The 22,423-nt window shown below is 67.9% G+C and carries 30 protein-coding genes; 8 read left to right on the forward strand and 22 right to left on the reverse strand.

The window, feature by feature from the left end:
- Positions 1 to 4: 4 nt before the first annotated feature.
- The 3 genes from apaG (at position 5) to IB228_RS06285 (ending at position 1,999) form a co-directional block, all read left to right on the forward strand.
- Positions 5 to 382: a Co2+/Mg2+ efflux protein ApaG gene (gene apaG / locus IB228_RS06275; protein WP_183641171.1), complete on the forward strand. Its 378-nt coding sequence runs from the start codon at positions 5 to 7 to the stop codon at positions 380 to 382.
- Positions 382 to 1,230 carry a symmetrical bis(5'-nucleosyl)-tetraphosphatase gene (locus tag IB228_RS06280; RefSeq protein ID WP_183638818.1) on the forward strand — a complete coding sequence of 283 codons (849 nt, stop codon included), beginning with the start codon at positions 382 to 384 and terminating at the stop codon, positions 1,228 to 1,230. The genes apaG and IB228_RS06280 overlap by 1 nt, the downstream gene beginning before the upstream one ends.
- Before the next feature lie 220 nt (positions 1,231 to 1,450).
- Positions 1,451 to 1,999, forward strand: a complete 549-nt coding sequence (locus IB228_RS06285; RefSeq protein WP_225562330.1) for a DUF1287 domain-containing protein — start codon at positions 1,451 to 1,453, stop codon at positions 1,997 to 1,999.
- Positions 2,000 to 2,017: 18 nt separating this feature from the next.
- Here the strand turns inward: IB228_RS06285 and IB228_RS06290 are convergent, their stop codons facing one another.
- Complete coding sequence (locus IB228_RS06290) at positions 2,018 to 2,533, reverse strand: dihydrofolate reductase (protein WP_192197911.1); 516 nt, start codon at positions 2,531 to 2,533, stop codon at positions 2,018 to 2,020.
- Between the two features lie 78 nt (positions 2,534 to 2,611).
- On the opposite strand from IB228_RS06290, the gene IB228_RS06295 reads away from it, so the two are divergent.
- Positions 2,612 to 3,613 (forward strand): hypothetical protein, encoded by a 1,002-nt coding sequence (locus tag IB228_RS06295; protein ID WP_183638825.1) that lies wholly within the window; start codon positions 2,612 to 2,614, stop codon positions 3,611 to 3,613.
- Here the strand turns inward: IB228_RS06295 and IB228_RS06300 are convergent.
- The 8 genes from IB228_RS06300 to IB228_RS06335 form a co-directional block, all read right to left on the reverse strand.
- Complete coding sequence (locus tag IB228_RS06300; protein ID WP_183638827.1) at positions 3,610 to 4,119, reverse strand: hypothetical protein; 510 nt, start codon at positions 4,117 to 4,119, stop codon at positions 3,610 to 3,612. The two genes, IB228_RS06295 and IB228_RS06300, sit on opposite strands and share 4 nt — an antisense overlap.
- Positions 4,116 to 4,910, reverse strand: coding sequence for a thymidylate synthase (locus IB228_RS06305; protein WP_183638829.1), 795 nt, complete (start codon positions 4,908 to 4,910; stop codon positions 4,116 to 4,118). Before IB228_RS06305 ends, IB228_RS06300 begins: the two co-directional genes overlap by 4 nt.
- Complete coding sequence (lgt, locus tag IB228_RS06310) at positions 4,907 to 5,785, reverse strand: prolipoprotein diacylglyceryl transferase (protein WP_183638831.1); 879 nt, start codon at positions 5,783 to 5,785, stop codon at positions 4,907 to 4,909. The genes IB228_RS06305 and lgt overlap by 4 nt, the downstream gene beginning before the upstream one ends.
- Before the next feature lie 123 nt (positions 5,786 to 5,908).
- Entirely contained in the window at positions 5,909 to 6,397 is a 489-nt protein-coding gene (locus IB228_RS06315) for a TPM domain-containing protein (RefSeq protein ID WP_183638833.1), read from the reverse strand.
- Positions 6,397 to 7,293: a TPM domain-containing protein gene (locus tag IB228_RS06320; RefSeq protein ID WP_192197912.1), complete on the reverse strand. Its 897-nt coding sequence runs from the start codon at positions 7,291 to 7,293 to the stop codon at positions 6,397 to 6,399. The genes IB228_RS06315 and IB228_RS06320 overlap by 1 nt, the downstream gene beginning before the upstream one ends.
- Positions 7,294 to 7,311: 18 nt before the next feature.
- On the reverse strand, positions 7,312 to 7,968 hold the full coding sequence (locus tag IB228_RS06325) for a LemA family protein (RefSeq protein ID WP_183638837.1): 657 nt from the start codon (positions 7,966 to 7,968) through the stop codon (positions 7,312 to 7,314).
- Between the two features lie 166 nt (positions 7,969 to 8,134).
- Positions 8,135 to 8,884, reverse strand: coding sequence for a TerC family protein (locus tag IB228_RS06330; protein ID WP_192197913.1), 750 nt, complete (start codon positions 8,882 to 8,884; stop codon positions 8,135 to 8,137).
- Between the two features lie 21 nt (positions 8,885 to 8,905).
- Positions 8,906 to 9,298 (reverse strand): diacylglycerol kinase, encoded by a 393-nt coding sequence (locus IB228_RS06335; RefSeq protein ID WP_183638840.1) that lies wholly within the window; start codon positions 9,296 to 9,298, stop codon positions 8,906 to 8,908.
- 217 nt (positions 9,299 to 9,515) lie between these two features.
- On the opposite strand from IB228_RS06335, the gene IB228_RS06340 reads away from it, so the two are divergent.
- Positions 9,516 to 10,220 carry an SGNH/GDSL hydrolase family protein gene (locus IB228_RS06340; RefSeq protein WP_225562331.1) on the forward strand — a complete coding sequence of 235 codons (705 nt, stop codon included), beginning with the start codon at positions 9,516 to 9,518 and terminating at the stop codon, positions 10,218 to 10,220.
- A gap of 106 nt (positions 10,221 to 10,326) precedes the next feature.
- Positions 10,327 to 10,800 carry a VOC family protein gene (locus tag IB228_RS06345; RefSeq protein ID WP_183638844.1) on the forward strand — a complete coding sequence of 158 codons (474 nt, stop codon included), beginning with the start codon at positions 10,327 to 10,329 and terminating at the stop codon, positions 10,798 to 10,800.
- 69 nt (positions 10,801 to 10,869) lie between these two features.
- Here the strand turns inward: IB228_RS06345 and IB228_RS06350 are convergent, their stop codons facing one another.
- From IB228_RS06350 to IB228_RS06380, 7 genes are all read right to left on the reverse strand, one after another.
- Positions 10,870 to 11,247, reverse strand: coding sequence for a VOC family protein (locus IB228_RS06350; protein ID WP_183638846.1), 378 nt, complete (start codon positions 11,245 to 11,247; stop codon positions 10,870 to 10,872).
- Between the two features lie 33 nt (positions 11,248 to 11,280).
- The gene (locus tag IB228_RS06355; protein ID WP_192197915.1) at positions 11,281 to 11,904 is read right to left on the reverse strand and encodes a sigma-70 family RNA polymerase sigma factor; all 624 of its coding nucleotides are present in this window, start codon (positions 11,902 to 11,904) and stop codon (positions 11,281 to 11,283) included.
- A gap of 40 nt (positions 11,905 to 11,944) precedes the next feature.
- Positions 11,945 to 13,180, reverse strand: a complete 1,236-nt coding sequence (locus IB228_RS06360; RefSeq protein WP_192197916.1) for an ABC transporter permease — start codon at positions 13,178 to 13,180, stop codon at positions 11,945 to 11,947.
- The gene (locus IB228_RS06365; protein WP_192197917.1) at positions 13,177 to 13,917 is read right to left on the reverse strand and encodes an ABC transporter ATP-binding protein; all 741 of its coding nucleotides are present in this window, start codon (positions 13,915 to 13,917) and stop codon (positions 13,177 to 13,179) included. Before IB228_RS06365 ends, IB228_RS06360 begins: the two co-directional genes overlap by 4 nt.
- A gap of 5 nt (positions 13,918 to 13,922) precedes the next feature.
- The gene (locus IB228_RS06370) at positions 13,923 to 15,440 is read right to left on the reverse strand and encodes an efflux RND transporter periplasmic adaptor subunit (protein WP_192197918.1); all 1,518 of its coding nucleotides are present in this window, start codon (positions 15,438 to 15,440) and stop codon (positions 13,923 to 13,925) included.
- Between the two features lie 143 nt (positions 15,441 to 15,583).
- Complete coding sequence (locus IB228_RS06375) at positions 15,584 to 16,852, reverse strand: HAMP domain-containing sensor histidine kinase (RefSeq protein WP_183638855.1); 1,269 nt, start codon at positions 16,850 to 16,852, stop codon at positions 15,584 to 15,586.
- A 37-nt stretch (positions 16,853 to 16,889) separates the two neighbouring features.
- On the reverse strand, positions 16,890 to 17,591 hold the full coding sequence (locus tag IB228_RS06380; RefSeq protein ID WP_079724910.1) for a response regulator transcription factor: 702 nt from the start codon (positions 17,589 to 17,591) through the stop codon (positions 16,890 to 16,892).
- 125 nt (positions 17,592 to 17,716) lie between these two features.
- On the opposite strand from IB228_RS06380, the gene IB228_RS06385 reads away from it, so the two are divergent.
- Positions 17,717 to 18,055, forward strand: coding sequence for a DMT family protein (locus IB228_RS06385; protein ID WP_183638857.1), 339 nt, complete (start codon positions 17,717 to 17,719; stop codon positions 18,053 to 18,055).
- A 9-nt stretch (positions 18,056 to 18,064) separates the two neighbouring features.
- Here IB228_RS06385 and IB228_RS06390 read toward each other — a convergent pair whose 3' ends face one another.
- Positions 18,065 to 18,676: a TetR/AcrR family transcriptional regulator gene (locus tag IB228_RS06390; protein ID WP_218533550.1), complete on the reverse strand. Its 612-nt coding sequence runs from the start codon at positions 18,674 to 18,676 to the stop codon at positions 18,065 to 18,067.
- 103 nt (positions 18,677 to 18,779) lie between these two features.
- Here IB228_RS06390 and IB228_RS06395 point away from each other — a divergent pair, with 103 nt between their 5' ends.
- Complete coding sequence (locus tag IB228_RS06395; protein ID WP_192197919.1) at positions 18,780 to 19,391, forward strand: NAD(P)H-dependent oxidoreductase; 612 nt, start codon at positions 18,780 to 18,782, stop codon at positions 19,389 to 19,391.
- A gap of 10 nt (positions 19,392 to 19,401) precedes the next feature.
- Here IB228_RS06395 and IB228_RS06400 read toward each other — a convergent pair whose 3' ends face one another.
- The 5 genes from IB228_RS06400 to nudE form a co-directional block, all read right to left on the reverse strand.
- Entirely contained in the window at positions 19,402 to 19,704 is a 303-nt protein-coding gene (locus IB228_RS06400; protein WP_192197920.1) for a DUF962 domain-containing protein, read from the reverse strand.
- 93 nt (positions 19,705 to 19,797) lie between these two features.
- Positions 19,798 to 20,121, reverse strand: a complete 324-nt coding sequence (locus IB228_RS06405) for a YnfA family protein (protein ID WP_183638865.1) — start codon at positions 20,119 to 20,121, stop codon at positions 19,798 to 19,800.
- Between the two features lie 34 nt (positions 20,122 to 20,155).
- Positions 20,156 to 20,983: a nucleoside triphosphate pyrophosphohydrolase gene (mazG, locus tag IB228_RS06410; RefSeq protein ID WP_225562303.1), complete on the reverse strand. Its 828-nt coding sequence runs from the start codon at positions 20,981 to 20,983 to the stop codon at positions 20,156 to 20,158.
- Positions 20,967 to 21,788 (reverse strand): 3'(2'),5'-bisphosphate nucleotidase CysQ, encoded by an 822-nt coding sequence (cysQ, locus tag IB228_RS06415; RefSeq protein WP_192197922.1) that lies wholly within the window; start codon positions 21,786 to 21,788, stop codon positions 20,967 to 20,969. Before cysQ ends, mazG begins: the two co-directional genes overlap by 17 nt.
- Positions 21,785 to 22,339, reverse strand: a complete 555-nt coding sequence (gene nudE, locus IB228_RS06420; protein WP_192197923.1) for an ADP compounds hydrolase NudE — start codon at positions 22,337 to 22,339, stop codon at positions 21,785 to 21,787. The genes cysQ and nudE overlap by 4 nt, the downstream gene beginning before the upstream one ends.
- Positions 22,340 to 22,423 lie beyond the last annotated feature (84 nt).

The raw sequence follows: 22,423 nt of genomic DNA on the forward strand, positions 1-22,423 counted from the left end.
CGGCATGAAACACGACTACGCCATCGACATCGACGTAGCCACCCGCTTCCTCGACGATCAATCCGCGCCCGAGGACGGGCGCTATGTGTTCGCCTACACCATCCGCATCCGCAACCGGAGCGACGTGCCCGCGCGCCTGCTGGGCCGCCACTGGGTCATCACCGACGCCAACGGCAAGGTCCGGGAAGTGGAAGGTGCCGGCGTGGTCGGCGAGCAGCCATGGCTGCAGCCGGGCGAGGACTTCGAATACACCTCCGGGGCGGTGCTGGAAACCGACATCGGGACCATGAAAGGAAGCTACGACATGATTGCCGACGACGGCACCCGCTTCGACGCCCCCATTCCCCAGTTCACCCTCTCGGTTCCGCGGACGCTGCACTGATGGCGGTCTGGGCGATAGGCGATCTGCAGGGATGCTACGACGCGACCCAGCGGCTGCTGGAGCGGCTGCGTTTCGATCCCGCACGGGATCGGCTCTGGTTCTGCGGCGATCTGGTCAACCGCGGCGGACAATCACTGGAAACCCTGCGGCTGGTGCATTCGCTGCGCGAGCAGAGCGTGGTGGTGCTGGGCAATCACGACCTGTCCCTGCTGGCGATCGGCGAACGTTCGCCGGACGAGCAGCGCAAGGTCAATCCGGACCTGCAGCGGGTGGTGCTGGCCGACGATGCACGCGTGCTGCTGGACTGGCTGCGCGGACAGAAACTGGTCCACGCCGACCGCGAACTGGGCTGGATGATGATTCACGCGGGGCTCGCGCCCAAATGGACCACCAGCCTCGCCGAGCGCTACGCGCGCGAGGTCGAGCAGCAGTTGCACGGCAGCGGCTATCGCAAGCTGTTCCGCAACATGTACGGCGACAAGCCCAACTGGTCCTCCGGCCTGTCCGGCTACGACCGCGCGCGCGCCATCATCAACGTGCTCACCCGCATGCGCTATTGCACGCCGCGCGGGCGCATGGCGATCGAGGAGAAAGGCGCACCCGGCACCCAGGCGCAGGGCCTGTATCCCTGGTACGAGGTGCCCGGCCGCGCCCCGCGCGATCTGAAGATCGTCTGTGGCCATTGGTCGACCCTGGGCCTGATGATCGGCCACGGCGTGCACGCGATCGATACCGGCGCGGTGTGGGGCGGCAAGCTCACCGCGCTGCAGTTGGATACCGACGAACTGCGGATCGTGCAGGTACCCGGACGCGACGTGGATCCCGCTTCCTTCGCGGGCCGGGACTGACGCCTCCCGAACATCGGGCTTGCGGCTGTTTTCAGTTCACCGATCTCGGCGTACCGGTAGGAGGTTGCTCCTCTACAATCGGGCCATGCGTATTCCGACGGTCCCTCCGCGCACCTTGGCCATGGCCCTGCTGTCCGCCCAGCTGCTGGCGGCATGTGGACGTGCTCCGGCCACTGCAACGTCCCCGCGAGTTCCCGTGCCCACCGCGGTCTCCGCCGCGATGGGCGCGCCCGCAAGCGCTGTTTCCGCCGCCTCCCCTCCCCTGGTCGCGGCCGCCCGGTCGCAGGTCGGCGTCACCCGCAATTACGATCCCGCGTATGTCCGGCTGGCGTATCCAGGCGGCGATGTCCCGCAGGATCGTGGTGTCTGCACGGACGTGGTGATCCGCGCCCTGCGCACGCAGGGACTGGATCTCCAGCAGGCCATCCACGAGGACATGCGGGCCCGCTTCCACGCCTATCCGCAGGACTGGGGCATGTCCGGCCCGGATCGGAACATCGACCACCGCCGGGTGCCCAACCAGATGCACTGGTTCAAGCAACAGGGCTGGCAACGCGCCATCGGCGCACGGGCGACGGACTACGCGCCGGGCGACATCGTCGCCTGGAAGCTGCAAGGCAGCGGCCTGCTGCACATCGGCATCGTCTCCGACCGCCGGGGTGCCGACGGCGTGCCGCTGATCCTGCACAACATCGGCGCGGGAACCCGCGAAGAGGATCTGCTGTTCCGGCACCCCATCATCGGCCACTACCGGCCGCTGCTTCCGTAAGCGCGCGGCGACTCCGGCTCAGGCCGTCCGCACCCGCAGGTAGTCGATGAATTCGAACGCATGCGCATGGCGCGCGTCGGCCGGATGCGGTTCGCGCCGCACCACGTCCCACTCGGTGGGGTCGAAGCGGGGAAAGTGCGCGTGCGCGTCCTCGACCAACGTATCGACATGGGTCAGGTACAGCGCGTCGGCAAGCGAAAGGGTCTGCGCGTAGATCTCGCCGCCACCGATCACGCAGATTTCCGGATTGTCCTCGCTGGCCGCCCAGGCCAGCGCCTGCTCGAGCGACGCCACCGCCTCCATGCCGGCGAACGGCACCTGTCCACGGCGGGTCAGCACCAGGTTGCGCCGGCCCGGCAGCGCGCGACCGAGCGACTCGGCGGTGCGCCTGCCCATGAGCACCGGCTTGCCCAGGGTCAGCGCCTTGAAGCGCTTGAGATCGTCGGGCAACCGCCAGGGCAGATCATTGTCGCGGCCGATGGCGTACCGGCGATCGAGCGCGGCGATCAGCGACAGGGAAACGGATGGATTCATGCGGGCTGACTTCCGGCGTATTGCAGGCGGGGGGAACGCGGCGTACTTTCGCCACACACCATCTTCGGGGAAGGCCGGATGCCCTCGCAAGCCAGAACGATGCTGTTGGCCGGCGGATTGCTGCTGGCCGCGGCCGCCGACGCCGGCCAGTCCCTGCCGGCGCGCTTCGAATCCGACCGCGTCTACCTGGAAGCGCAGGGAGCCACCGGTGAACGCCTGCGCCTGTACACAGACACCGGTGGCGGCCTCTTCCTCAAGCAGGAAGCGGTCGAGCGGTTGAAGCTGCCGCTGTCGCCACTGGAGGACCCGGAAGCGCGCCGCGAACTCGGCGATCGCGCCAAGGTCACCCGCCTGCCCGCCTTCGCGGTGGAGGCCGGCATCCCGCCGCCGCTGGCCGACGATGGCCGCATGATGGTGTTGCCGAGCGCGCTCGCCGGCCCGCAGTTGCCGGGCACCAGCCAGGACGATGGCATCCTGGGGCAGGCGTGGTTCTCCGGCCGCATCTGGACCTGGGACTATCCCGCGCGCCGCTTCCGCCGCGAAGCCGGCGACTGGAAGCCTTCGCCGGAACTGCGCCGGCTGGCGCTGGGCTTCAAGACCGACGGGCACGGCAACCGGGTAACCGACTTCCCGCGCCTGCAGGTCGTCATCGACGGAAAGACGCATTCGCTGCTGCTGGATACCGGCGCGATGACGGTGCTGACGCCGAACGCGCAGGCCGAACTCGCCGATGGCGGTCCCTCCGAGCGCGCCACCAGCATGATCGCCGACAGCGTGTTCCAGGCCTGGCGCAAGGCGCATCCGGACTGGCGGGTGATCGATAACGCGCAGGCAGGCATGGGCTCGGCGATGATCGAGGTGCCGGAAGTGATCATCGCCGGTTACAAGGTGGGGCCGGTGTGGTTCACCCACCGCGAGAACCGCAACTTCCACGACTTCATGTCCAGCTTCATGGACGCGCGGGTGGACGGTGCGCTGGGCGGCAATGCGTTCCGCCACTTCATCATGACCGTGGATTATCCCGGCGCCGCCGCATACTTCCGCTGCATTGCCGGTTGCCGCGACACCACGCCGCGTTAGCGCGGCGCGGCGTCGGCTTGCCAGGTCGCCAGCAGCGCCTGCGTGCGCGGCTCGTTCCAGCAGCGGTCCGGCACGTAGGCGTGCCGGCCGGATTGCCCTTGCTCGTAGATGAAGCGTCCGCCCGCCACGCGCACCACGTCGCCGCGAGCCTCGTAGCGCACGTTCGGTCCGGCACCGAACCGCAGCACGCCCGCCTCCACCGACAGGCGCAGGTCCGGCATGGTGTCCAGGCCGCCGAGCGCGGTCCGCTTCCAGCGGCGGAATTCCAGCCACGGCATCACGCCCTGCGCCAGGCCGGCGGCGGCGATCACCACGGCGGGCAGGCGCAGGCCGGGAGAATCCGCGAGGAAAATGATCGCCAGCGCGATGAGTCCCAGCAGCAGCGACGCCCCCCAGATCCAGCGGCGCCAGCCACTGCGGAACCACCACCACTTGAGGTACTGCTCGCGCAGGTAGGCATCGTCGCGGCGGAAACCGATCTCCGCCGCCTCGTCAACACCGCTCATACCGCGACCGGCGCCTTGATGGCTGGATGCGGGTCGTAGCCGAGGATTTCGATGTCCTCGTAGCTGAAGGCAAACAGATCGGTCACGTCCGGATTCAGCCGCAGCGTCGGCAATTTGCGCGGCTCGCGTGCCAGCTGTTCGCGCGCCTGCTCGTAGTGATTGGAATACAGGTGCGCATCGCCCAGCGTGTGCACGAAGTCGCCCACGCCCAGCCCGGTGGCTTGCGCGACCATGTGGGTCAGCAGCGCGTAGCTGGCGATGTTGAAGGGCACGCCCAGGAAGATGTCGCCGCTGCGCTGGTACAGCTGGCAGCTCAGCTTGCCGTCGACCACGTAGAACTGGAACATCGTGTGGCACGGCATCAGCGCCATCTTCGGCAGATCGGCGACGTTCCAGGCGCTGACGATCAGCCGGCGCGAATCCGGGTTGCGCTTGATCTCCTCGACGACCCATTTGATCTGGTCGATCTCGCCGCCATCGGCGGTCGCCCAGCGGCGCCATTGCTTGCCGTAGACCGGGCCGAGCTCACCGTCGGCGTTGGCCCATTCGTCCCAGATGCTGACCTTGTTGTCCTTCAGGTAGGCGATGTTGGTCTCGCCTTTCAGGAACCACAGCAGCTCATGGATGATCGAACGCAGGTGCAGCTTCTTGGTGGTGACCAGCGGGAAACCCTCGGCGAGATCGAAGCGCATCTGCCAGCCGAACACGCTGCGCGTGCCGGTGCCGGTGCGATCGGATTTCTCGGCGCCCTGCTCCAGCACATGGCGCAACAGATCGAGATAGGGCTTCATGCGGATTCCTTGGCTGGAACGACGGGTTGCAGGACGGGCGAGCGGCGCGACAGCCACAGCAGGTACAAACCCAGCAGGATCAACGGCACGCTCAGCAGCTGGCCCATGGTCAGCCAGCCGAAGGCCAGGTACTGGAGCTGCTCGTCCGGCACCCGCACGAATTCGACCAGGAAACGGAACACACCATACAGCAGCGCGAACAGGCCGGAGACCGCGTAGCGCGGCCGCGGCTGGCGGGAGAACCACCACAGCGCGGCGAACATCACCAGTCCTTCGAGGAACGCCTGGTACAGCTGCGAAGGGTGGCGCGCGAACTGATCCAGCGCGCCGGCCGCGTACTGCGCCTGCAACTGCGCGGCGCTGAAGTCCTTCAATGCCGGATCGGTCGGGAAGATCACGCCCCAATCCGCCTTCGTGTACTTGCCCCACAACTCGGCGCCGATGAAATTGCCGATCCGGCCGAACCCCAGCCCCAGCGGCACCAGCGGAGCAACGAAGTCCATGGTGTCGAAGAAGTGCATGCGCTGGCGGCGCGACCACCACAGCGCGGCGGTCATCACGCCGAGCAGGCCACCGTGGAAACTCATGCCGCCTTCCCAGACCTTGAAGATGGACAGCGGATTGGCGAGGAACCCTTCCAGGCCATAGAACAGGATGTAACCCAGGCGCCCGCCCAGCACCACGCCGATCATCGCGTAGAACAGTAGATCCGAGAATCCGTTGGCGTCCACGCCCGGCAACCGGCCTGCCCGCACCCGCCGCTGGCCCAGCCACCACGCCGCGATGAAACCCAGCAGGTACATCAGGCCGTACCAATGCAGCTTCAGCGGCCCCAGCGACAGGGCAATCGGGTCAATCTGGTGAAGGTAGATCATGCGCCTCGGGGACCGGCAGGGAATACCCTATTTTGCCCCAGCCGGGTTGGCTTGCACCGTCCGTCCCGCCCCGGGGACAGCCGGCGGCAAGGCTTGCGGCCGGACTCGCGTTCCGGTGCCGGCTCAGAAGACGTGCGGCTGGTTGGGCAGTTCGTCCTCATCCCGCTGGCTGCCATCCTGCGGAAAGAACGCCGCCAGCAGGTCCGACACCGCGGTGATGCCGCGGATCACCGCGGCTTCGGCTTCACCGGCGCGCAGACGCTCTTCCATCAGCTGGCAGACGCCGCGCCATTGCTCGTCGCTGACCCGGCCGCGCAGCCCGCGGTCGGCGACGATCTCGATGCGGTGATCGGCCAGCAGCAGGTAGATCAGCACGCCGTTGTTGGCTTCCGTGTCCCAGGTGCGCAGTCGCGCGAACGCTTCCAGCGCGCGCGCGCGGGCCTGCATGCCACGCACCACCGCAAGCAGGGGCAGATCCGCCTCCACCGCGAACATCACTTCGCCGCGATGGCGCTGTTCGCCTTGGTGGATGGCGTCGGCGATGCGCTGCAGGCTGTCGGCCGGGAACAAGCGGCGCGCGGAAGGCGGGAATAGATGGCGCAGCAGCCGCATCACCAGCTCCCCGAGGCGCCACCGCCTCCGGACATGCCGCCGCCGCCGCCCCAGCCGCCTCCTCCGAAGCCACCGCCGCCGCCGAAACCTCCTCCGCCCCCCCAGCCACCGCCACCGCCCCACCCACCCCAGTCGCGATGGCGGGCATAACGACCACTGGTGGAAACCGACAGCAGGCCGTAGATCAGGCCGAACACGCCGGCGATGCCGGCCACGGGAATCAGCGAGGACAGCAGGAATGCGGTGCCGCCGGCGGCACCGGCGGTGAACAACCCGCGGATGCCGGCGGGTGCACGCCCGAACACGCCACGCACGATGCTGGCGATGATGAAGGCGGCGAACAGCGCGAACAGCCAGTCACCGCCACGCGAACGCTCCGGCCGGTGGTCGCTGATTGGCGCCGGCAGTGCCTCGCCGTCGATGAGCTTGACCAGCACCGCGGTCGCGTCGGTGATGCCGCCGCCGTAGTCGCCGCCACGGAATTTCGGCACCAGGTATTCCTGGATGACCCGGTTGGCGATGGCGTCGGGAATCGCGCCTTCCAGGCCATAGCCTGGTTCGATGCGCGCGCGCCGGTCGTTCTTGGCGACCAGCAGCAGCACGCCGTCGTCCACGCCCTTTCGTCCCAGCTTCCATTGCTCGAACACGCGCAGGGTGTACTGCTCGATGCTCTCCGGCTCGGTGCTCGGAACGATCAGTACCTGCAGCTGGCTGCCCTTGCGCTGCTGCAGGGCCAGTGCCTGCTGCTCCAGCTGCTGCTTCTGCGCGGCATCCAGGGTGCCGGTGGTATCCACCACCGGCGAGTCCAGGGCGGGAATGGCCGCCAACTGCTGGGCCGCCGCCGGCAGCAGCAGGCAGCACCACAGCAGCAGCCCGGACAGCGCGCGGCGCAGCATCGGCGCGTTCGCGGTCGGTCAGTTGGCCGGCGCGGGCGCGGGCTCCGGACCCGGCGGCTGGGCCGGCTGCGGCGCCTGCGGAGCCGGCGCCGGCGTGCCGAAGTCGACCTGCGGCGCCTGCTGGATCTGCGCCTCGTTCTCCACCGTGAAGTTCGGCTTTTCCTTGTAGCCGAAGATCTTGGCGGTGATCACCTGCGGGAACGAGCGGATGAAGGTGTTGTAGTCCTGCACGGTCTGGATGTAACGGCCGCGCGCGACGGTGATGCGGTTCTCGGTGCCTTCCAGTTGCGCTTGCAGATCGCGGAAGGACTGATCCGACTTCAGGTTCGGGTAGTTCTCGGTGACCACCAGCAGGCGCGACAGCGCGCTGGACAGTTCGCCCTGCGCCTGCTGGAACTGCTGCAGCGAGGCGGCATCGTCGGCGTTGACCTGGATCTGGCCGACCCGCGCGCGCGCGTTGGTGACGTCGGTCAGCACCTGCCGTTCCTGCTGGGCGTAGCCCTGCACGGTCTTGACCAGGTTGGGAATCAGATCGGCGCGGCGCTTGTACTGGTTGAGCACTTCCGACCAGCCGGCCTTGACCGCTTCATCCTTCTGCTGGATCGAGTTGTAGCCACAACCGGACAGCAGGGCCGCCAGGGCGACCAGTGCGAGCGAACGGACGAACAGGCGCATGACACCACTCCTTCGGCAGGGACGGCGGCATTGCAGCATCCGCCGGTGAAGGATGCAACCGCGCCGGCGCGGCGGCGGCACCACCGTTGCCGCCCCGTCAGCTACCCCCAAACGCCGACGCCCGGCGGAAGCCGGGCGTCGGGGAGACGGAAACGCCAGCGGCGGCTTACCAGTTGCCGGCGCCCGGGATGTGCTTCTGCGCGGCGCGGCGGCGCATCATCAGGTTCAGCCACTCGACCATCACCGAGAAGCCCATCGCGAAGTACACGTACGGCTTGGGCACGTGGATTTCCAGGCCATCCAGGATCAGCACCACGCCGATCAGCACGATGAACGCCAGCGCCAGCATCTTGATGGTCGGGTTGGCGTCGATGAAGCGGCCCAGCGGATTGGCCGCCAGCAGCATCACCGCCACCGCCAGCAGGATCGCCGCGACCATGATCGGAATGTGCTGGGCCATGCCGACCGCGGTGATGACCGAGTCCAGCGAGAACACGATGTCGATGATCGCGATCTGGGCGATGACCAGGCCAAACACCGCCGAAGCCTTGGTGGTGGACGGGTCCTCGTCCTCGCCGCCGGTGATCAGTTCCTTGATCTCCATGCCGCCCTTCACCAGCAGGAAGATGCCGCCCAGGATCAGCACCAGATCGCGGATGGAGATGCCCATGCCGGCGACGGTGAACAGGTCGTTCTGCATGCGCGCCAGGAACGCCAGCGACACCAGCAGCGCGATCCGGGTGATGCAGGCCACCGCGATGCCGAAGCGGCGGGCGGTCGGGCGCTGGTGGGCCGGAAGCTTGCTCACCGCGATCGAGATGAACACCAGATTGTCGATGCCCAGCACGATTTCCAGCGCGCTCAGCGTCACCAGGGTCAGCCAGACATTGGGGTCGGCCAGGAACTCGAGACTCATTCGATTTGCAACCTTGCTATATCAGGAGAAAAGTTCGGACAGGCGGGGCCAGAGAATCAGGCCCCAGCACAGCAATACGTTCATCATCAGCACGAACACCGCCGCCGAACCCATGTCCTTGGCGCGTCCGGCCAGTTCGTGGTGCTCGGGCCCGTAGCGCTCGATGACCGCCTCGATCGCCGAGTTCAGCAGTTCGGCCGCCAGCACCAGCAGGCAACTGCCGATCAACAGCACCCGCTCCACCGCGGTGTCGCCCAGCCACAAGGCCAGCGGCGCCAGCACGATCAGCAGGTAGACCTCCAGCCGGAACGAGGATTCGTGCAGCCAGGCCGCGCGCAATCCCTGCATCGACCAGATCGCCGCCTTGAGGATGCGCCCGGGACCCCGGGGCATGTGTCCGATTTCGTCCGCCATTCCTGGATCTCCGGTCAGCCCGCGATACGGGCGGGCGGGCAATGCGGAAGGCGGGGCGTCGCGGCAGCGGGCATGGAGTGCGGAGGGTCCGTGAGAACCCCGATCTTGCCATATCGGGAGACCTTCCCGGCGCGTATCGGTTTGCCTTTGGCGGTCCCGGCTGGTTCACTGGCCCCTCTTCCCGTCCCGGAGACCCGCGCCGATGTCCCGTTTCCCGCTGCCCGCGCACCGCCTGGCCTGCCTGCTGTTGCCGGCCCTGCTGGCGCTCTCCGCTTGCGCCACCTGGTCCGACGGTTCCGGCCCGAAGCGGGCGCCGGCCATCCCTGCCGAGGTCTCCAACGCGGAGTGGGAGAATGACATGCAGCGGTTCGCCGCCGAGGACGCCAGCCATCCCCCGCCGCAGAACGCGGTGCTGTTCGTCGGCAGTTCCTCGATCCGGATGTGGGAATCGCTGGCCCGGGATTTCCCCGACGCCACGGTCATCAATCGCGGTTTTGGCGGCTCGGAAATCCGCGACAGCACCTGGTACGCACCGCGCATCGTGCTGCCCTACAAGCCGGGAACGGTGGTGCTGTACGCGGGCGACAACGACCTCGCCAGCGGGCGCACGCCACGGCAATTGCACGACGACTTCGTCGCTTTCGCCGAACTCATCCATCGCAAGCTGCCGAAGACGCGCCTGGTCTACATCTCCACCAAGCCGAGCCCGTCCCGCGCGCACCTGCTCGACGCGCAACGCGAGGCCAACGCGCTGATCAAGGCCGAATCCACGCGTCACGACTTCGTTTACATCGACGTGTTCACGCCGATGCTGGACGCGGGCGGCAAGCCGCGCGAGGACCTGTTCCTGGCCGACCGGCTGCACATGAATCCGGCCGGTTACGCGATCTGGCGCGAGCTGCTGGCTCCCTACGTGAACTGAGCCTCGGGCGCACGGGCCCTTCCCGTTTTCCGGACAGCGGCTTTTTCTAGACGGGGACATAACTCCGGCAGGCGTAGCGTCGGCCTCCCGCAGAGGAGACCCCTCCATGGCTACCACCTCGTACCGGCCGCAGGGCTACCACAGCGTCACTTCCTACCTGATCGTCGACGACGCCGCCAAGGCGCTGGATTTCTACCGCGACGCCTTCGGCGCCGAGGAAATGTACCGGCTGCCGATGGGCGACCGCATCGGCCATGCCGAAACCCGCATCGGCGACACCGTGCTGATGCTGTCCGACGAATGGCCGGACATGAACGCCTTGTCGCCGAACACCCGCGGCGGCGCGACCTCGAGTTTCATGATCTACGTCGAGGACGCCGACGCCGCCTATGCGCGCGCGGTCAAGGCCGGCGCCCGCGCCGACCGTCCGGTCAAGCAGGAATTCTGGGGCGACCGCATCGGTTCGGTCGTGGACCCGTTCGGACACAAGTGGTCGCTGTCGACCCATGTCGAGGACGTCGCGCCGGAAGAAATGCAGCGGCGGATGGAAGCCTGGTCGCAACAGCAGGCATCCACCTGATGCATGCACGACGCGCCCGCGGATGCAGGATCCGCGGGCGGCGTCGCATCGACAGGCTCGTGCCCCGGATTATTTCCGGCGCGCCAGGCCTGCATCCTGGTGCAGGCTCAGCACATTACGATCCGGATCGACGAAGTCCAGCGACAGTCCGCCGTCCGGCGACTCGCTGACCGGCACGACGATCTCCACGCCGCGCCCGGCCAGCGCCTCGGCGTAGTCGTCGATGCCGCCGTCCAGGCTGAACACCACCACCGGCGATTCGCCGGGGCGGACCGCCTGGACGATGAACACCAGGGTCAGCTCACCGACCTCGGCCAGCGCGAACGGGCCGTCATGGCCGTCGATCGCGTTGACCGGCAGGCCGAGGGTATCGCGGTAGAAAGCGACCGAGCGGGCCAGATCACTGACGAAAAAGACGATGGCGCCGACCTTGCATTGGGAAAGCATGGGAGTCCTCCTTGTGGTTGTTTGTGGTCCCGTCTATCCGTTGCCGCCGGGACGCCAGGTGTGACCGGGACGGCGGATCACCAGCAGGTGGCCGTCGACATCATGGGTGGCCAGTCCGGCGCCGCCGCCGAGCGCGGCCCGGAGCCCGCGGCGGATCAGACCGAACTGGAGATCCACACTGCGCGCCGGATCGCGCACGTAGGCCATGGCCAGGCTCTCCGCGCGCGCGGCGGGCGGCAGTTCGCCGAGCGCCTTGCGGATGCGGCTGAGCCGCTGGCGGAACGCCTCGGGCGACAGCGCCAGGATCCAGCGGATTTCATCGGCCGACAGGCCATGCAACGCCAGCACGGCCACCCGCCGCAGGCTGGTGGGCCAGGCGTGCAGCCATCCGGGAACCGCCGGGGATTCCATCCCGGCCGTCGCTTCCCCGGACGGGTCGTCGTCCGCGACCAGCGCCTCGCGGCGACGGCGGCGCACCGCGGTGCGCGCCTGCATCGCGGCCAGGTTGCGCATCGTCCCGGCCAGCCAGGGTGCATCGGCGCGGCCGGCGGCCAGGGCCGCGGTCAGGGTGTCCTGCACCAGATCCTCGGCGTCGGCGGCGGAGCGCGCCAGCCGGCGCGCCTGCGAACGCAATTCGCGATAGGTCTCCAGATCCATCCGCCGATGATGCCGCAGAAGCGTGGCCGGCGGAGCCGGCCTACTGCGAGCGCAGCGCCTCGATCGGATCCAGCTGGGACGCCTTGCGTGCCGGGTAGTAGCCGAAGAACAGGCCGGTGGCCACCGAGAAGCCCGCGGCCAGGCCGACGACCTGCCCGTTCAACGCCACCGGCAGCTCGCTGAACTTGCCCACCAGCAGCGCGCCGACGATGCCGATGGCGATGCCGAGCACGCCACCGATCAGCGAGATCAGCATGGCCTCGGCCAGGAACTGCCTGCGCACATCGCTCGGTCCGGCGCCGACCGCCATGCGCAGGCCAATCTCGCGGATGCGCTCGGTCACCGACACCAGCATGATGTTCATGATGCCGATGCCGCCGACGATCAGCGAGATGGTCGCGACCGCACCCAGCAGCAGCGACATCAGGCGGGTGGTGGCGGTGCGCGTGGCGACGATTTCGGAAATGTTGCGGACGTTGAAATCGTCATCCTCGCCCGGCGCGATCTTGTGCCGCTGGCGCAGCAAAGCCTCGACCTCGCCCTGCACGTAGCCCAGGTCCTTGGCGTCGGCCACGGTCAGCGCGATCTGCATCACCGCGCTGGGCGGCAGGCCCATCGAGCCCATCAACCGGCGGCGCGCGGTTTCCAGCGGCACCATCATCACGTCGTCCTGGTCCTGGCCGAAACCGCCCTGCCCCTTCGGCGCCAGCGTGCCGACCACGGTGAAGGGCACCCGGCCGATGCGCACGGTCTGGCCGATGCCGGTTTCCTCGCCGAACAGTTCGCGGCGCACGGTCTCGCCCAGGATCACCACCTTGCCGGCGCCGCTGTAGTCCTGCGCATCGAAACCGTCGCCGTTGGCGATTGTCCAGCTGTTGATGTCGAAGTAGTCCGGCTGCACACCCTGCCAACTGCTCGACCAGTTGTTCTCGGCATACACGACCTGGCTGCTGCCGCGCAGCGCGCCGGCGACGTACTGCACCTCCGAGATTTCGTTGCGGATGGCGTCGACGTCGCCCTCGCGCAGGGTGAAGAAGCTGCTCCCGCTCATGCGCACGCCGCCACCACTGCGTCCGGCACCGGGGTTGATGTCCAGTCGCTGCGAGCCCAGGCCGGACACCAGCTTGTCGATTTCCGCCTGGGTGCCCTGGCCGACCGAAACCATCACGATGACCGCGGCGATGCCGATGATCACGCCCAGCGAGGTCAGCGCGCTGCGCATCCAGTTGCCACGCAAGGCGAAGATCGCGGTGCGCAGAATATCGGTGAAGTTCATCGGCTGCTTTCCCCCAATCCCGAATCCCGTTTCCCGAATCCCGGTTCCTCATGCAACTCGCCGTCGCGCATGACCAGGATGCGATCGGCGTGGGCGGCCACATCGGCGTCGTGGGTGATCAGGATGACCGTGTGGCCTTCGTCGCGCAGGCGCTTGAACAGCGCCAGGATTTCCTCGCCGGTGCGGCTGTCGAGTGCGCCGGTGGGTTCGTCGGCCAGGATGATCGGTGGTTCGTTGATCAGCGCGCGGGCGATCGCCACGCGCTGCTGCTGGCCGCCCGACAGTTCGCTGGGCCGATGGCCGCCGCGCTCGGCCAGGCCCACGGCCGCCAGCGCCTTGCGCGCGCGTTCGGTGCGCTCGTGCGGAGGCACCTGCGCATAACCCAGCGGCATCGCGACGTTCTCCAGCGCGTTCATCCGCGGCAGCAGGTTGAAGCCCTGGAACACGAAACCGATCTTGTCCCGGCGCAGCACCGCCAGTTCCTCCGCGTCCAGCGTCGCCACGTCGACGCCGTCGCAGTGGTAGGTGCCGGAAGAAGGCGTGTCCAGGCAACCGATCAGGTTCATCAGGGTCGACTTGCCGGAGCCAGACGGTCCCATGATGGCGACGAAATCGCCCCGGCCGATGCGCACGTCCACGCCCTTGAGCGCGACCACCTCGGCCTCGGTGCCGGGCGAGTACACCTTGCTCAACGCCCGCGTCTGGATCACCGGCACCTCGCCGGCGGACGTATTCATGGCACTCATTCCTTGGCGCGCTCGCCGACGATGACCTGATCACCGGCCTTCAGGTTGCCCGCGACCTCGGTCGCGCTGCCGTCGCTGGCGCCCAGCCGCACCATGATCCGTTCCGGCTTGCCAGCCACCAGCTTGTACAGCGGCGCGCGCTTGGCCGACAGCAGCGCCTTGAGTTCGTTGTCCCAGCGCTGCTGCTGTGCGGGCTCCAGGCTGGCGCGGAACGCGGCGAAGTCCTGCTGGAAGCGTTCGGCCATGCGCTGGCGCTGCTGCGCCTGCATCGCGCCGCCGTTGCCGCCGCTGGTCACCATGCGCGGGCCGCCACCGGGCCCGCCGGCGAACAGGCGGTTGCCGCCATCCTGCTGGGCCTGGGCCATCCGCGCGGCCTGCCGATCGCGTACCGCCTTCACCGCCGCGTCGAACGCGGCGCGCTGTTCGGGCTTCAGTTGCAGGCTGCCGGCGATACGCTCCATATCCTCGGTGACGCCGCCGCCACGAACCTGCGCCATCTGCGGGGCGCCCTGCGCCTGCTCATCCTCGGTGGTAGGCTTGTAGCGCAGCGCCGCGTTGGACACCTTGAGCACGTTGTCGCGCTTGCTGACCTCGATCTCGGCGTTGACGGTCAGGCCCGGCAGCAGGATCTCGTCGGCGTTGTCCACGGTCACGACCACCGGATAGGTCACCACGTTGTTGGTGGTGGTGGCGGCCAGTCGCACCTGTTCGACCAGGCCCTTGAACTGACGATCCGGAAAGGCGTCGACGCTGAAGGACACGGTCTGCCCGACCTTGACCTGGCCGATGTCGGCCTCGTCCACCGCCAGTTCGATCTTCATCTTGCGCAGATCCTCGGCGATGGTGAACAGCTCCGGCGCCTGCAGGCTGGCGGCCACGGTCTGGCCCGGCTCGATGCTGCGGGTCAGCACCACGCCATCGACGGGCGAGCGGATTACCGTGCGTTCCAGGTTGACCCGGGTGGTCTGGGTGGAGGCGGTCTGCTGGCGGATCTGCGCCTGGGCGGAGTTGAGTTGCGCGCGGGCCTGGTCGAGCGCGGCGCGCGCCAGATCCACGTCGCTCTGCGCCACCAGCTTCTGCTGGCCGAGATCGGCCTTGCGGCGGTAGTCCAGCTCGGCGTTGCGCAGGGTCGCCTGGGCCTGCGCCAGCGAAGCGCGCGCGGCGGCGATCTGCGCGGTGCCCTGTTCGATCTGGGCTTCGTAGGTCTTGGGGTCGATGCGGGCGAGCACGTCACCCTTCTTCACCGGGCTGTTGTAGTCCACCAGCACGTCGGTCACCTGGCCCGAAATCTGGCTGCCGACGGTGACGGTGGAGATGGCGCTCAGGGTACCGGTGGCCGAGATCGCCACCCGGATGTTGCCCCGCTCGACCTGGGCGGTGCGGTAGGCGCCCTCTTCGGCCTTGGCCTGGCGTCCCTTCCAGTACCAGGCGCCCGCGCCAAGGATGGCGAGGACGGCGATGCCGAGGACGATGCGGGAAATCAGCGCGGAACGACGGCGGGACGGCTGGCTCATGCGGGCAAGTCGGCAATGTCGGTGGAGAGGTATGGGCCCATTAACGCACGCCGGGCACGGCGGTTGACAGCGCATGGACGGCGGCCGCGCCCGTTGGGCTGCCGCTCATTTTTCCCTTCCCGTGGATGCTCAGGTGGAGATGCTCAGGTGAAGCGGATGGTCGCGGCCGTGCCCTTGCCCAGTTCACTCTCGAACTCGATCTTCCAGCCAAACCGGTCGCACAGCCGGCTGACGATCGACAGGCCCAGCCCACTCCCGCGCGGACGGGAAGGATCGGCGCGATAGAACGGCTCGAACACCCGCTCCATCGATTCGGCGGACATGCCGATGCCGGTGTCCTTGACGATCACCCGGTCGGCCTCGACCAGCACGTCGATACGGCCGGTGTCCGTGTAGCTGCACGCGTTGCGCAGCAGGTTGCTGACCACCACCTGGAATACCCGCGGCGGTGCGTGCAGGCGGGGCTTGGCCACGCAGGTGACCTCCAGGTCGACCGGCTTGCCGATCAACAGCGCGCGCGCATTCTCGGCTTCGTCCAGCACGATGTCGGCGACATCGAAATCCTCGCGTTGCGGCTCGACCTCGGCCTCGCGGGCGAGGATCAGGAAGGCATCGATCACCGCTTCCATGTCGCGGCCGGCGCGCTGGATGCGTTGCAGTGAACGCACCACTCGCGGCGAGGCCTCCTCGGCCATGGCCATATCGCTGGCGACCCGGATCACGGTCAGCGGGGTGCGCAGCTCATGGCTGGCGTCGCGGGTGAAGTCGCGCTCGCGCGCCACGTGCGAGGCCACGCGCTGGGCCAGGCCGTGCAGCGCCGACGCGAGTTGTCGGGCCTCGCCCTGCACCTCGGCCGGCAGGCGATCCGGCGCCAGCCCGCTGACGTCGGGCCGGCGCGGATCCCATTCGGCCACCTGCCGCGCCAGCCAGCTGACCGGCGACACCAGCCGCTTGGACGCGCGATAGGTCAGCCACGACACCACGTAGATGGCGATCAGGGTCAGGATGATCGGCAGGGTGCCGAAGTAGAACGCCAGCCGTTCGGCCTGCGAACGCAGGAACACCAGGTACAGCCGACCGGCGGGCTGCTCGTCCACCAGCACCAGCATGTCGTCGTCCTTGAGCTCGTGGAAACCGGGCTTGAGGCCGCGCAGGTTGTCCGGCAGCACCAGGTTGGAGTGGCCCTTGACCACCAGGTAGCCACGCAGGTTGTGGGTGTTCGGCGGCGGCTGCGCGGTGGAGGCGTCGTACAGCTCCCAGAAGTGGGTCGCCTCCTCCTGCAGGGCGGTGTTCATCAGGCTGTGCTTGATGACCGCCGAGATCAGGTAGACGCCCAGCACGATCGCCAGGCTCACCATCACCGCCTGCAGGATGAAGGCAATGCGTAGCTTTCGCGGCAACCCCTGCGGCATGACGGCTCCCCTCCCCGGCCGGATTATGCCGTGGCCCTCAGCCGATGTCCGCGATCCGATAGCCGGCGCTCTGGACGGTATGCAGCAGCGGCTTGTCGAACGGCTTGTCGATCACCTTGCGCAGGTTGTAGAGGTGGCTGCGCAGGGTGTCCGAGTCCGGCAACCCGTTGCCCCAGATTTCGCGCTCGATTTCCTGCCGGGTGACCACCCGCGGCGATTCGCGCATCAGGATGGTCAGCAAGCGCAGGCCGATCGGCGACAGCATCAGCTCGTTGCCACCGCGGGTCGCGCGCATGCTCACCGGGTCGAGCACCAGATCGGCGACCTTCAGTACTTCGGCGCCGACCTGCCTGCGCTCGCGCCGGATCAGCGCGCGCAGGCGCGCTTCCAGTTCCTGGATGGCGAAAGGCTTGGTCAGGTAGTCGTCGGCGCCGGAACTGAGCCCGGTCAGCTTGTCGTCCAGGGTGTCTCGGGCGGTCAGCATCAACACCGGCGTGGACTTGCGCGCTTCATTGCGCAGCTTCTTGCAGACTTCCATGCCGTCCATGCGCGGCAGCATCAGATCCAGCACGACCACGTCGTAGCTGTTCTCGGTGGCCAGCCGGTAGCCGTCCAGTCCGTCCGAGGCGTAATCGACCTCGAATCCCCGACCTTCCAGATACTCGCCGACCATTTCCGAAATGTTGCGGTTGTCTTCGACAACCAGGACCAGTCCCGCGGTTTCCTGTGAATGGCGCATATGAGGCTCCTGTGCTTCAGGTTTGTGAAGCTACCCGGCCCCAGGTTGAGGTCACGTGAAGGGAAACCCTGCCATTCAGCCGCCAGTGAAGCTAGGCTTGCGCGTCCTCCCGCCGACTCCCTCCCATGCTCGCCCGCATCCTGCCCCTGCTGCTGCTGCTCGGCTCCAACGTCTTCATGACCTTCGCCTGGTACGGGCATCTCAAGTACCGCAGCGCACCGCTGCTGCTGGCCATCTTCGCCAGCTGGGGCATCGCCTTTTTCGAGTACACCCTGATGGTGCCGGCCAACCGCCTGGGCAGCACCGTCTACTCGGTGGTGCAGCTGAAGACCATCCAGGAAATCCTGACCCTGGTGGTGTTCGCCGGCTTCTCCACCTGGTACCTGGGCCAGCCGCTGAAGTGGAACCACTACGCCGCGTTCGCGCTGATCGTCGGCGCCGCGTTCCTGATGTTCTACGAGTAAGCCGGGACGCTAGGCCGGCACGCCTTCGCCGCGCTGCACGATCGCGATGACCAGGTCGGCCAGCGCATGCCGCGCCTGCGCCGCGTCGATGGCGCCCGCCGCCGCCGCATAGGACAGCGATTCCGCCGCGCCCAGCAAGGCCCAAAGACTGGCCGCCGGCAGCGCGCGACGTGGCGCGAACGGCGCCAGCAGACCATGGCATTTGGCCATGAAGGCGCCCTGGTACTCGCGCTTGATCCGCTCCATTTCCGGAGAACCCGTCAACGCGGCGACCACGCCCGGAATCTCGCGCCCCTGCGACAGCACGCAGTCCACGAAACAGGACGCGATGATGTGCGCGCGCGCGGGCAGGTCTTCGGCCCCGTGGCGGAGCGCCTCGTCCATCAGCGCTGATTGGCGCGAATCAAAATCCTGGTAGAGCGCGGCCAGCAGGCCGGCACGGGTGCCGAAGTGGTCGTACACGACCGGCTTGGTTACGCCGGCCGCTTCCGCCAGGCGTCCCAGCGACAGGGCCTCGGTGCCCTCTTCGCCGATCAGGCGCCAGGAGGCATCGAGCAGTTGCCGGTAGCGATCTTCGCGCGCGAGCCGCCGGCGCGGGGCGGGCGTGTCGGCGGCGGGAATCTCCCGGGTGGCTTTCCGGCGGCTTGACATCGTTATATACCAAAAGTAAGTTACGTTTCGTAAGTTACTCGAAGTATATACCCGTCCCCTCCCGGAGTTCGCCGTGCATGCCCTGATCGTCACCGCCCATCCGTTGTCCCAATCGTTCACCCATGCCGTGGCCGGCCGGCTGGCCGATGGCGTGGAGGATGCCGGGCACACCGCCGAGATCGCCGACTTGGCCAGGGAAGGCTTCGATCCCCGCTTCACCGCGACGGATATCGCCCGTTTCCTCCAGCAGGGACCGGCCGACGCCGACGTGCTGGCAGAGCAGGCGCGCATCGATCGCGCCGATGCGTTGGCCCTGGTGTACCCGGTCTACTGGTGGTCGATGCCCGGCCTGCTCAAGGGCTGGATCGACCGGGTGTTCTCGCAGGGCTGGGCCTACCAGGAAAGGGAGGGGCGCGACGAGCGCAGGCTGGGCCGGCTGAGCGTGCACCTGTTGGCGATCGGCGGCGCCGACATGCGGACCTATGCGCGCCACGGCTACTTTGGCGCCATGCGCACCCAGGTCGACCACGGCATCTTCGAGTACTGCGGCGCGCGGGTGTCCACGTCCGAATTGCTGGCGCCGCTGGGAGACGAAGCGCCCGCGCGGCATCTGGCGACCGCCTTCGATATCGGCCGCCGCCTGTTCGCCCCCCACCGGGAGCGCGGCCTGGCCGAGGTGGCCTGAGCGCGCAGGCTCAGAAGCGAATCCTGCCGGTCAGGATGTCCTTGAACATCACCCAGTCGCCGGCGAAGGAATAGAACGGATGGCGGAAGGTGGCCGGGCGGTTCTTCTCGAAAAAGAAATGCCCCACCCAGGCGAAACCGTAGCCGCAGAACAGCGCGGCCAGCAACCACCAGAAGTTGCCCGAGGCGAACGCCCAGGCGACCAGCAGCAGCACGCCGCAGCTGCCGACGAAGTGCAGCCGCCGCGAAGTGCGGTTGCTGTGCTCGCTCAGATAGAACGGATAGAACTCGCGGAAACTGGCGAAACGGCCCATGGTTCGCTCTCCCGACCCTGGTGCGCCCCGGTGCGCGGCGATCGCCGGAGATGATGGCGCCGCGCGGTGGCCGGCGCAACGCCGCGCTGGAATTCAGCCCGTCCGCGGCGCGAACATGATCACCGCCATGCCGAGCAGGCACAGCCCCGCGCCCAGCAGATCCCAGCGCGTCGGCTTGACCGCGTCGACCGCCCACAGCCAGCCAATCGCGATGGTGACGTAGACGCCGCCGTAGGCCGCGTAGACGCGACCTGAGGCAGTGGGGTGCAGGGTCAGCAACCAGGCGAACAGGGCCAGGCTGGCGGCCGCGGGCACCAGCAGCCAGGCGCTGCCGCCCTTGCGCAGCCACAGGTACGGCAGATAGCAGCCGAGGATTTCCGCCAGCGCGGTGATGACGAACAGCAGCAGGGTCTTCATGTGTCCCCTCCTTCGCCGGCACCGATACGAAAACTCACTCCGGCGTGCCCCGCTCGCGCTGCTTGGCCTGCTGCCAGAGCGCTTCCTGCCGCTCCAGCGGGAGATCCTTCATTGCTTCCCCACGTTCGGCCGCGATGGTTTCCATCGCCCGGAAGCGGCGTTCGAACTTGAGGTTGGCGCGACGCAGCGCCGCGCCCGGGTCGACCTTCGCATGGCGCGCGAGGTTGGCGGCGACGAACAGCAGGTCGCCGATCTCGTCCTCCAGCCGATCATGGTTGGACACGACATCGCCCTGCGCCAGCTCGGCCTGCACTTCGCCAATTTCCTCGTGAAGCTTGTCAATCACCGGCGCCGGGCCGGGCCAGTCGAAACCGACCCGCGCCGCGCGCGACTGCAATTTCACCGCGCGCTGCCACTCCGGCAATCCGCGCGAAATGCCGGCCAGCGCGGACGTGTCGGCGTTGCCGGCGGCGGCGCGTTCGGCCTGCTTGATCGCTTCCCAGTTGCGGGTCTGCGCTTCGGCATCCTCGAAACTGGCTTCGCCGAACACGTGAGGATGGCGCCGGATCATCTTGTCGCAGATCGCCGCGACCACGTCCGGGAACGCGAACGCACCCTGCTCCTTCGCCATTTGCGCATGGAACACGACCTGCAGCAGCAAGTCGCCCAGTTCGTCCTTCAGATCCTCCAGATCGCCACGGTCGATCGCGTCGGCGACTTCGTAGGCTTCCTCGATCGTGTACGGCGCGATGGTGGAGAAGTCCTGCTCCAGATCCCACGGGCAACCGCCGTCGGGATTGCGCAGGCGCGCCATGATGTCGAGCAGTTCACGGATGTCGCGCGGATCAGGCGGTCTGTTCAACGGCGCCGTCCTCCAGCCATTCGCGCCACGGCAGCGCGGGATCGCCCAGGGCGATGAAATCGCCATTGAGCAGGGTCTCGCGGCGGTTGTAGCGGAATGCGCGTCCATCCGGCGCCAGCAGCGCGCCGCCGGCGGCTTCCAGCACGCACTGCGCGGCGGCGGTATCCCATTCCGAGGTCGGCCCGAAGCGCGGATACACGTCCAGCGTGCCTTCGGCGATGCGGCAGAACTTCAGCGACGAACCCAGCCCCACCAGTTCGATGTCGCCCATCCGCGCCAGCACCGACTCGGTGCGCGCGTCGCGGTGCGAGCGGCTGGCGGCCACCTGCAGCGGCGCCTTGGCCGGCGCGCGGCTGCGCAACTGTTCGTCCACCTGGCCGCGCCGCCGATATGCGTGGCGGCCGCGTTCGGCATGCCAGATCTCGCCGGTGACCGGCGCCTGCACCACACCGAAGATCGGGATGTGCTGTTCGATCAGCGCGATGTTGACGGTGAACTCGCCATTGCGCTTGATGAACTCGCGGGTACCGTCCAGCGGATCCACCAGCCAGTAGGTCGGCCAGGCGCAGCGGGTCTGCCAGGGGATGTCGGCCGCTTCCTCCGACAGCACCGGCCATTCCGGCGTCAGCCGGCGCAGGCCCTCCGAGATCACCCGGTGCGCGGCCAGGTCGGCCGCGGTCAGCGGGCTGTCGTCGGCCTTGCGGGTGACGTCGAAGCCCTGTTCGTACACCGCCATGATCGCCTCGCCGGCTTCGCGGGCGATGACGAGTACGGCTTCGTGCAGATCCGAGGTCATCCGGCTCATGCCGAGGTACGCAGCCATTCGCGGGCGATGAACAACGCGGCCAGCGAACGACCTTCCGAAAAATCCTCGCGCAGCATCAGCTGGTCGAGGGCATCAAGCTTCCACGGCACTACTTCCAACTCCTCGGGTTCGTCTCCGGGCAAGCGCTCCGGATACAGATCTCGTGCGACCACCAGCCAGGACTGGTGGCTCATGTACAGGGGCGCCTGGGTCAGGCTGCGCAGCACGTCGACGCGACGCGCGCCGTAGCCGGCTTCTTCCTTGAGTTCGCGATCGGCGGCCTGTTCCGGCGTTTCGCCGGCGTCGATGCGACCCTTGACCAGGCCCAGCTCGTAACGATGCACGCCGGCGGCGTACTCGCGCACCAGCAGCACGGTGTCGTCGTCGATCAGCGGCACCACCACCACCGCGCCATGCCCTTCCGCGCGAACGCGATGGAAGCGCCGGCGCTCGCCGTTGCTGAACTCCAGATCGAGTTCCTCGACGTTGCGATCCAGCGGGCCGCCGGATCGCTCGGTCACGCCGTGGATGATCGGCAGGCGCCGGCTCATGGCTGCGCTCCGCGGACAGGAACCGGGCGACGGAAGGGCAGGCACGCCGATATCATGGCGGGATGGCGGAAACGAATCATGAAA

Origin of the sequence: Pseudoxanthomonas sp. PXM04 (assembly GCF_014851695.1) — a bacterium.
Classification (GTDB): Bacteria; Pseudomonadota; Gammaproteobacteria; order Xanthomonadales; family Xanthomonadaceae; genus Pseudoxanthomonas_A; species Pseudoxanthomonas_A beigongshangi.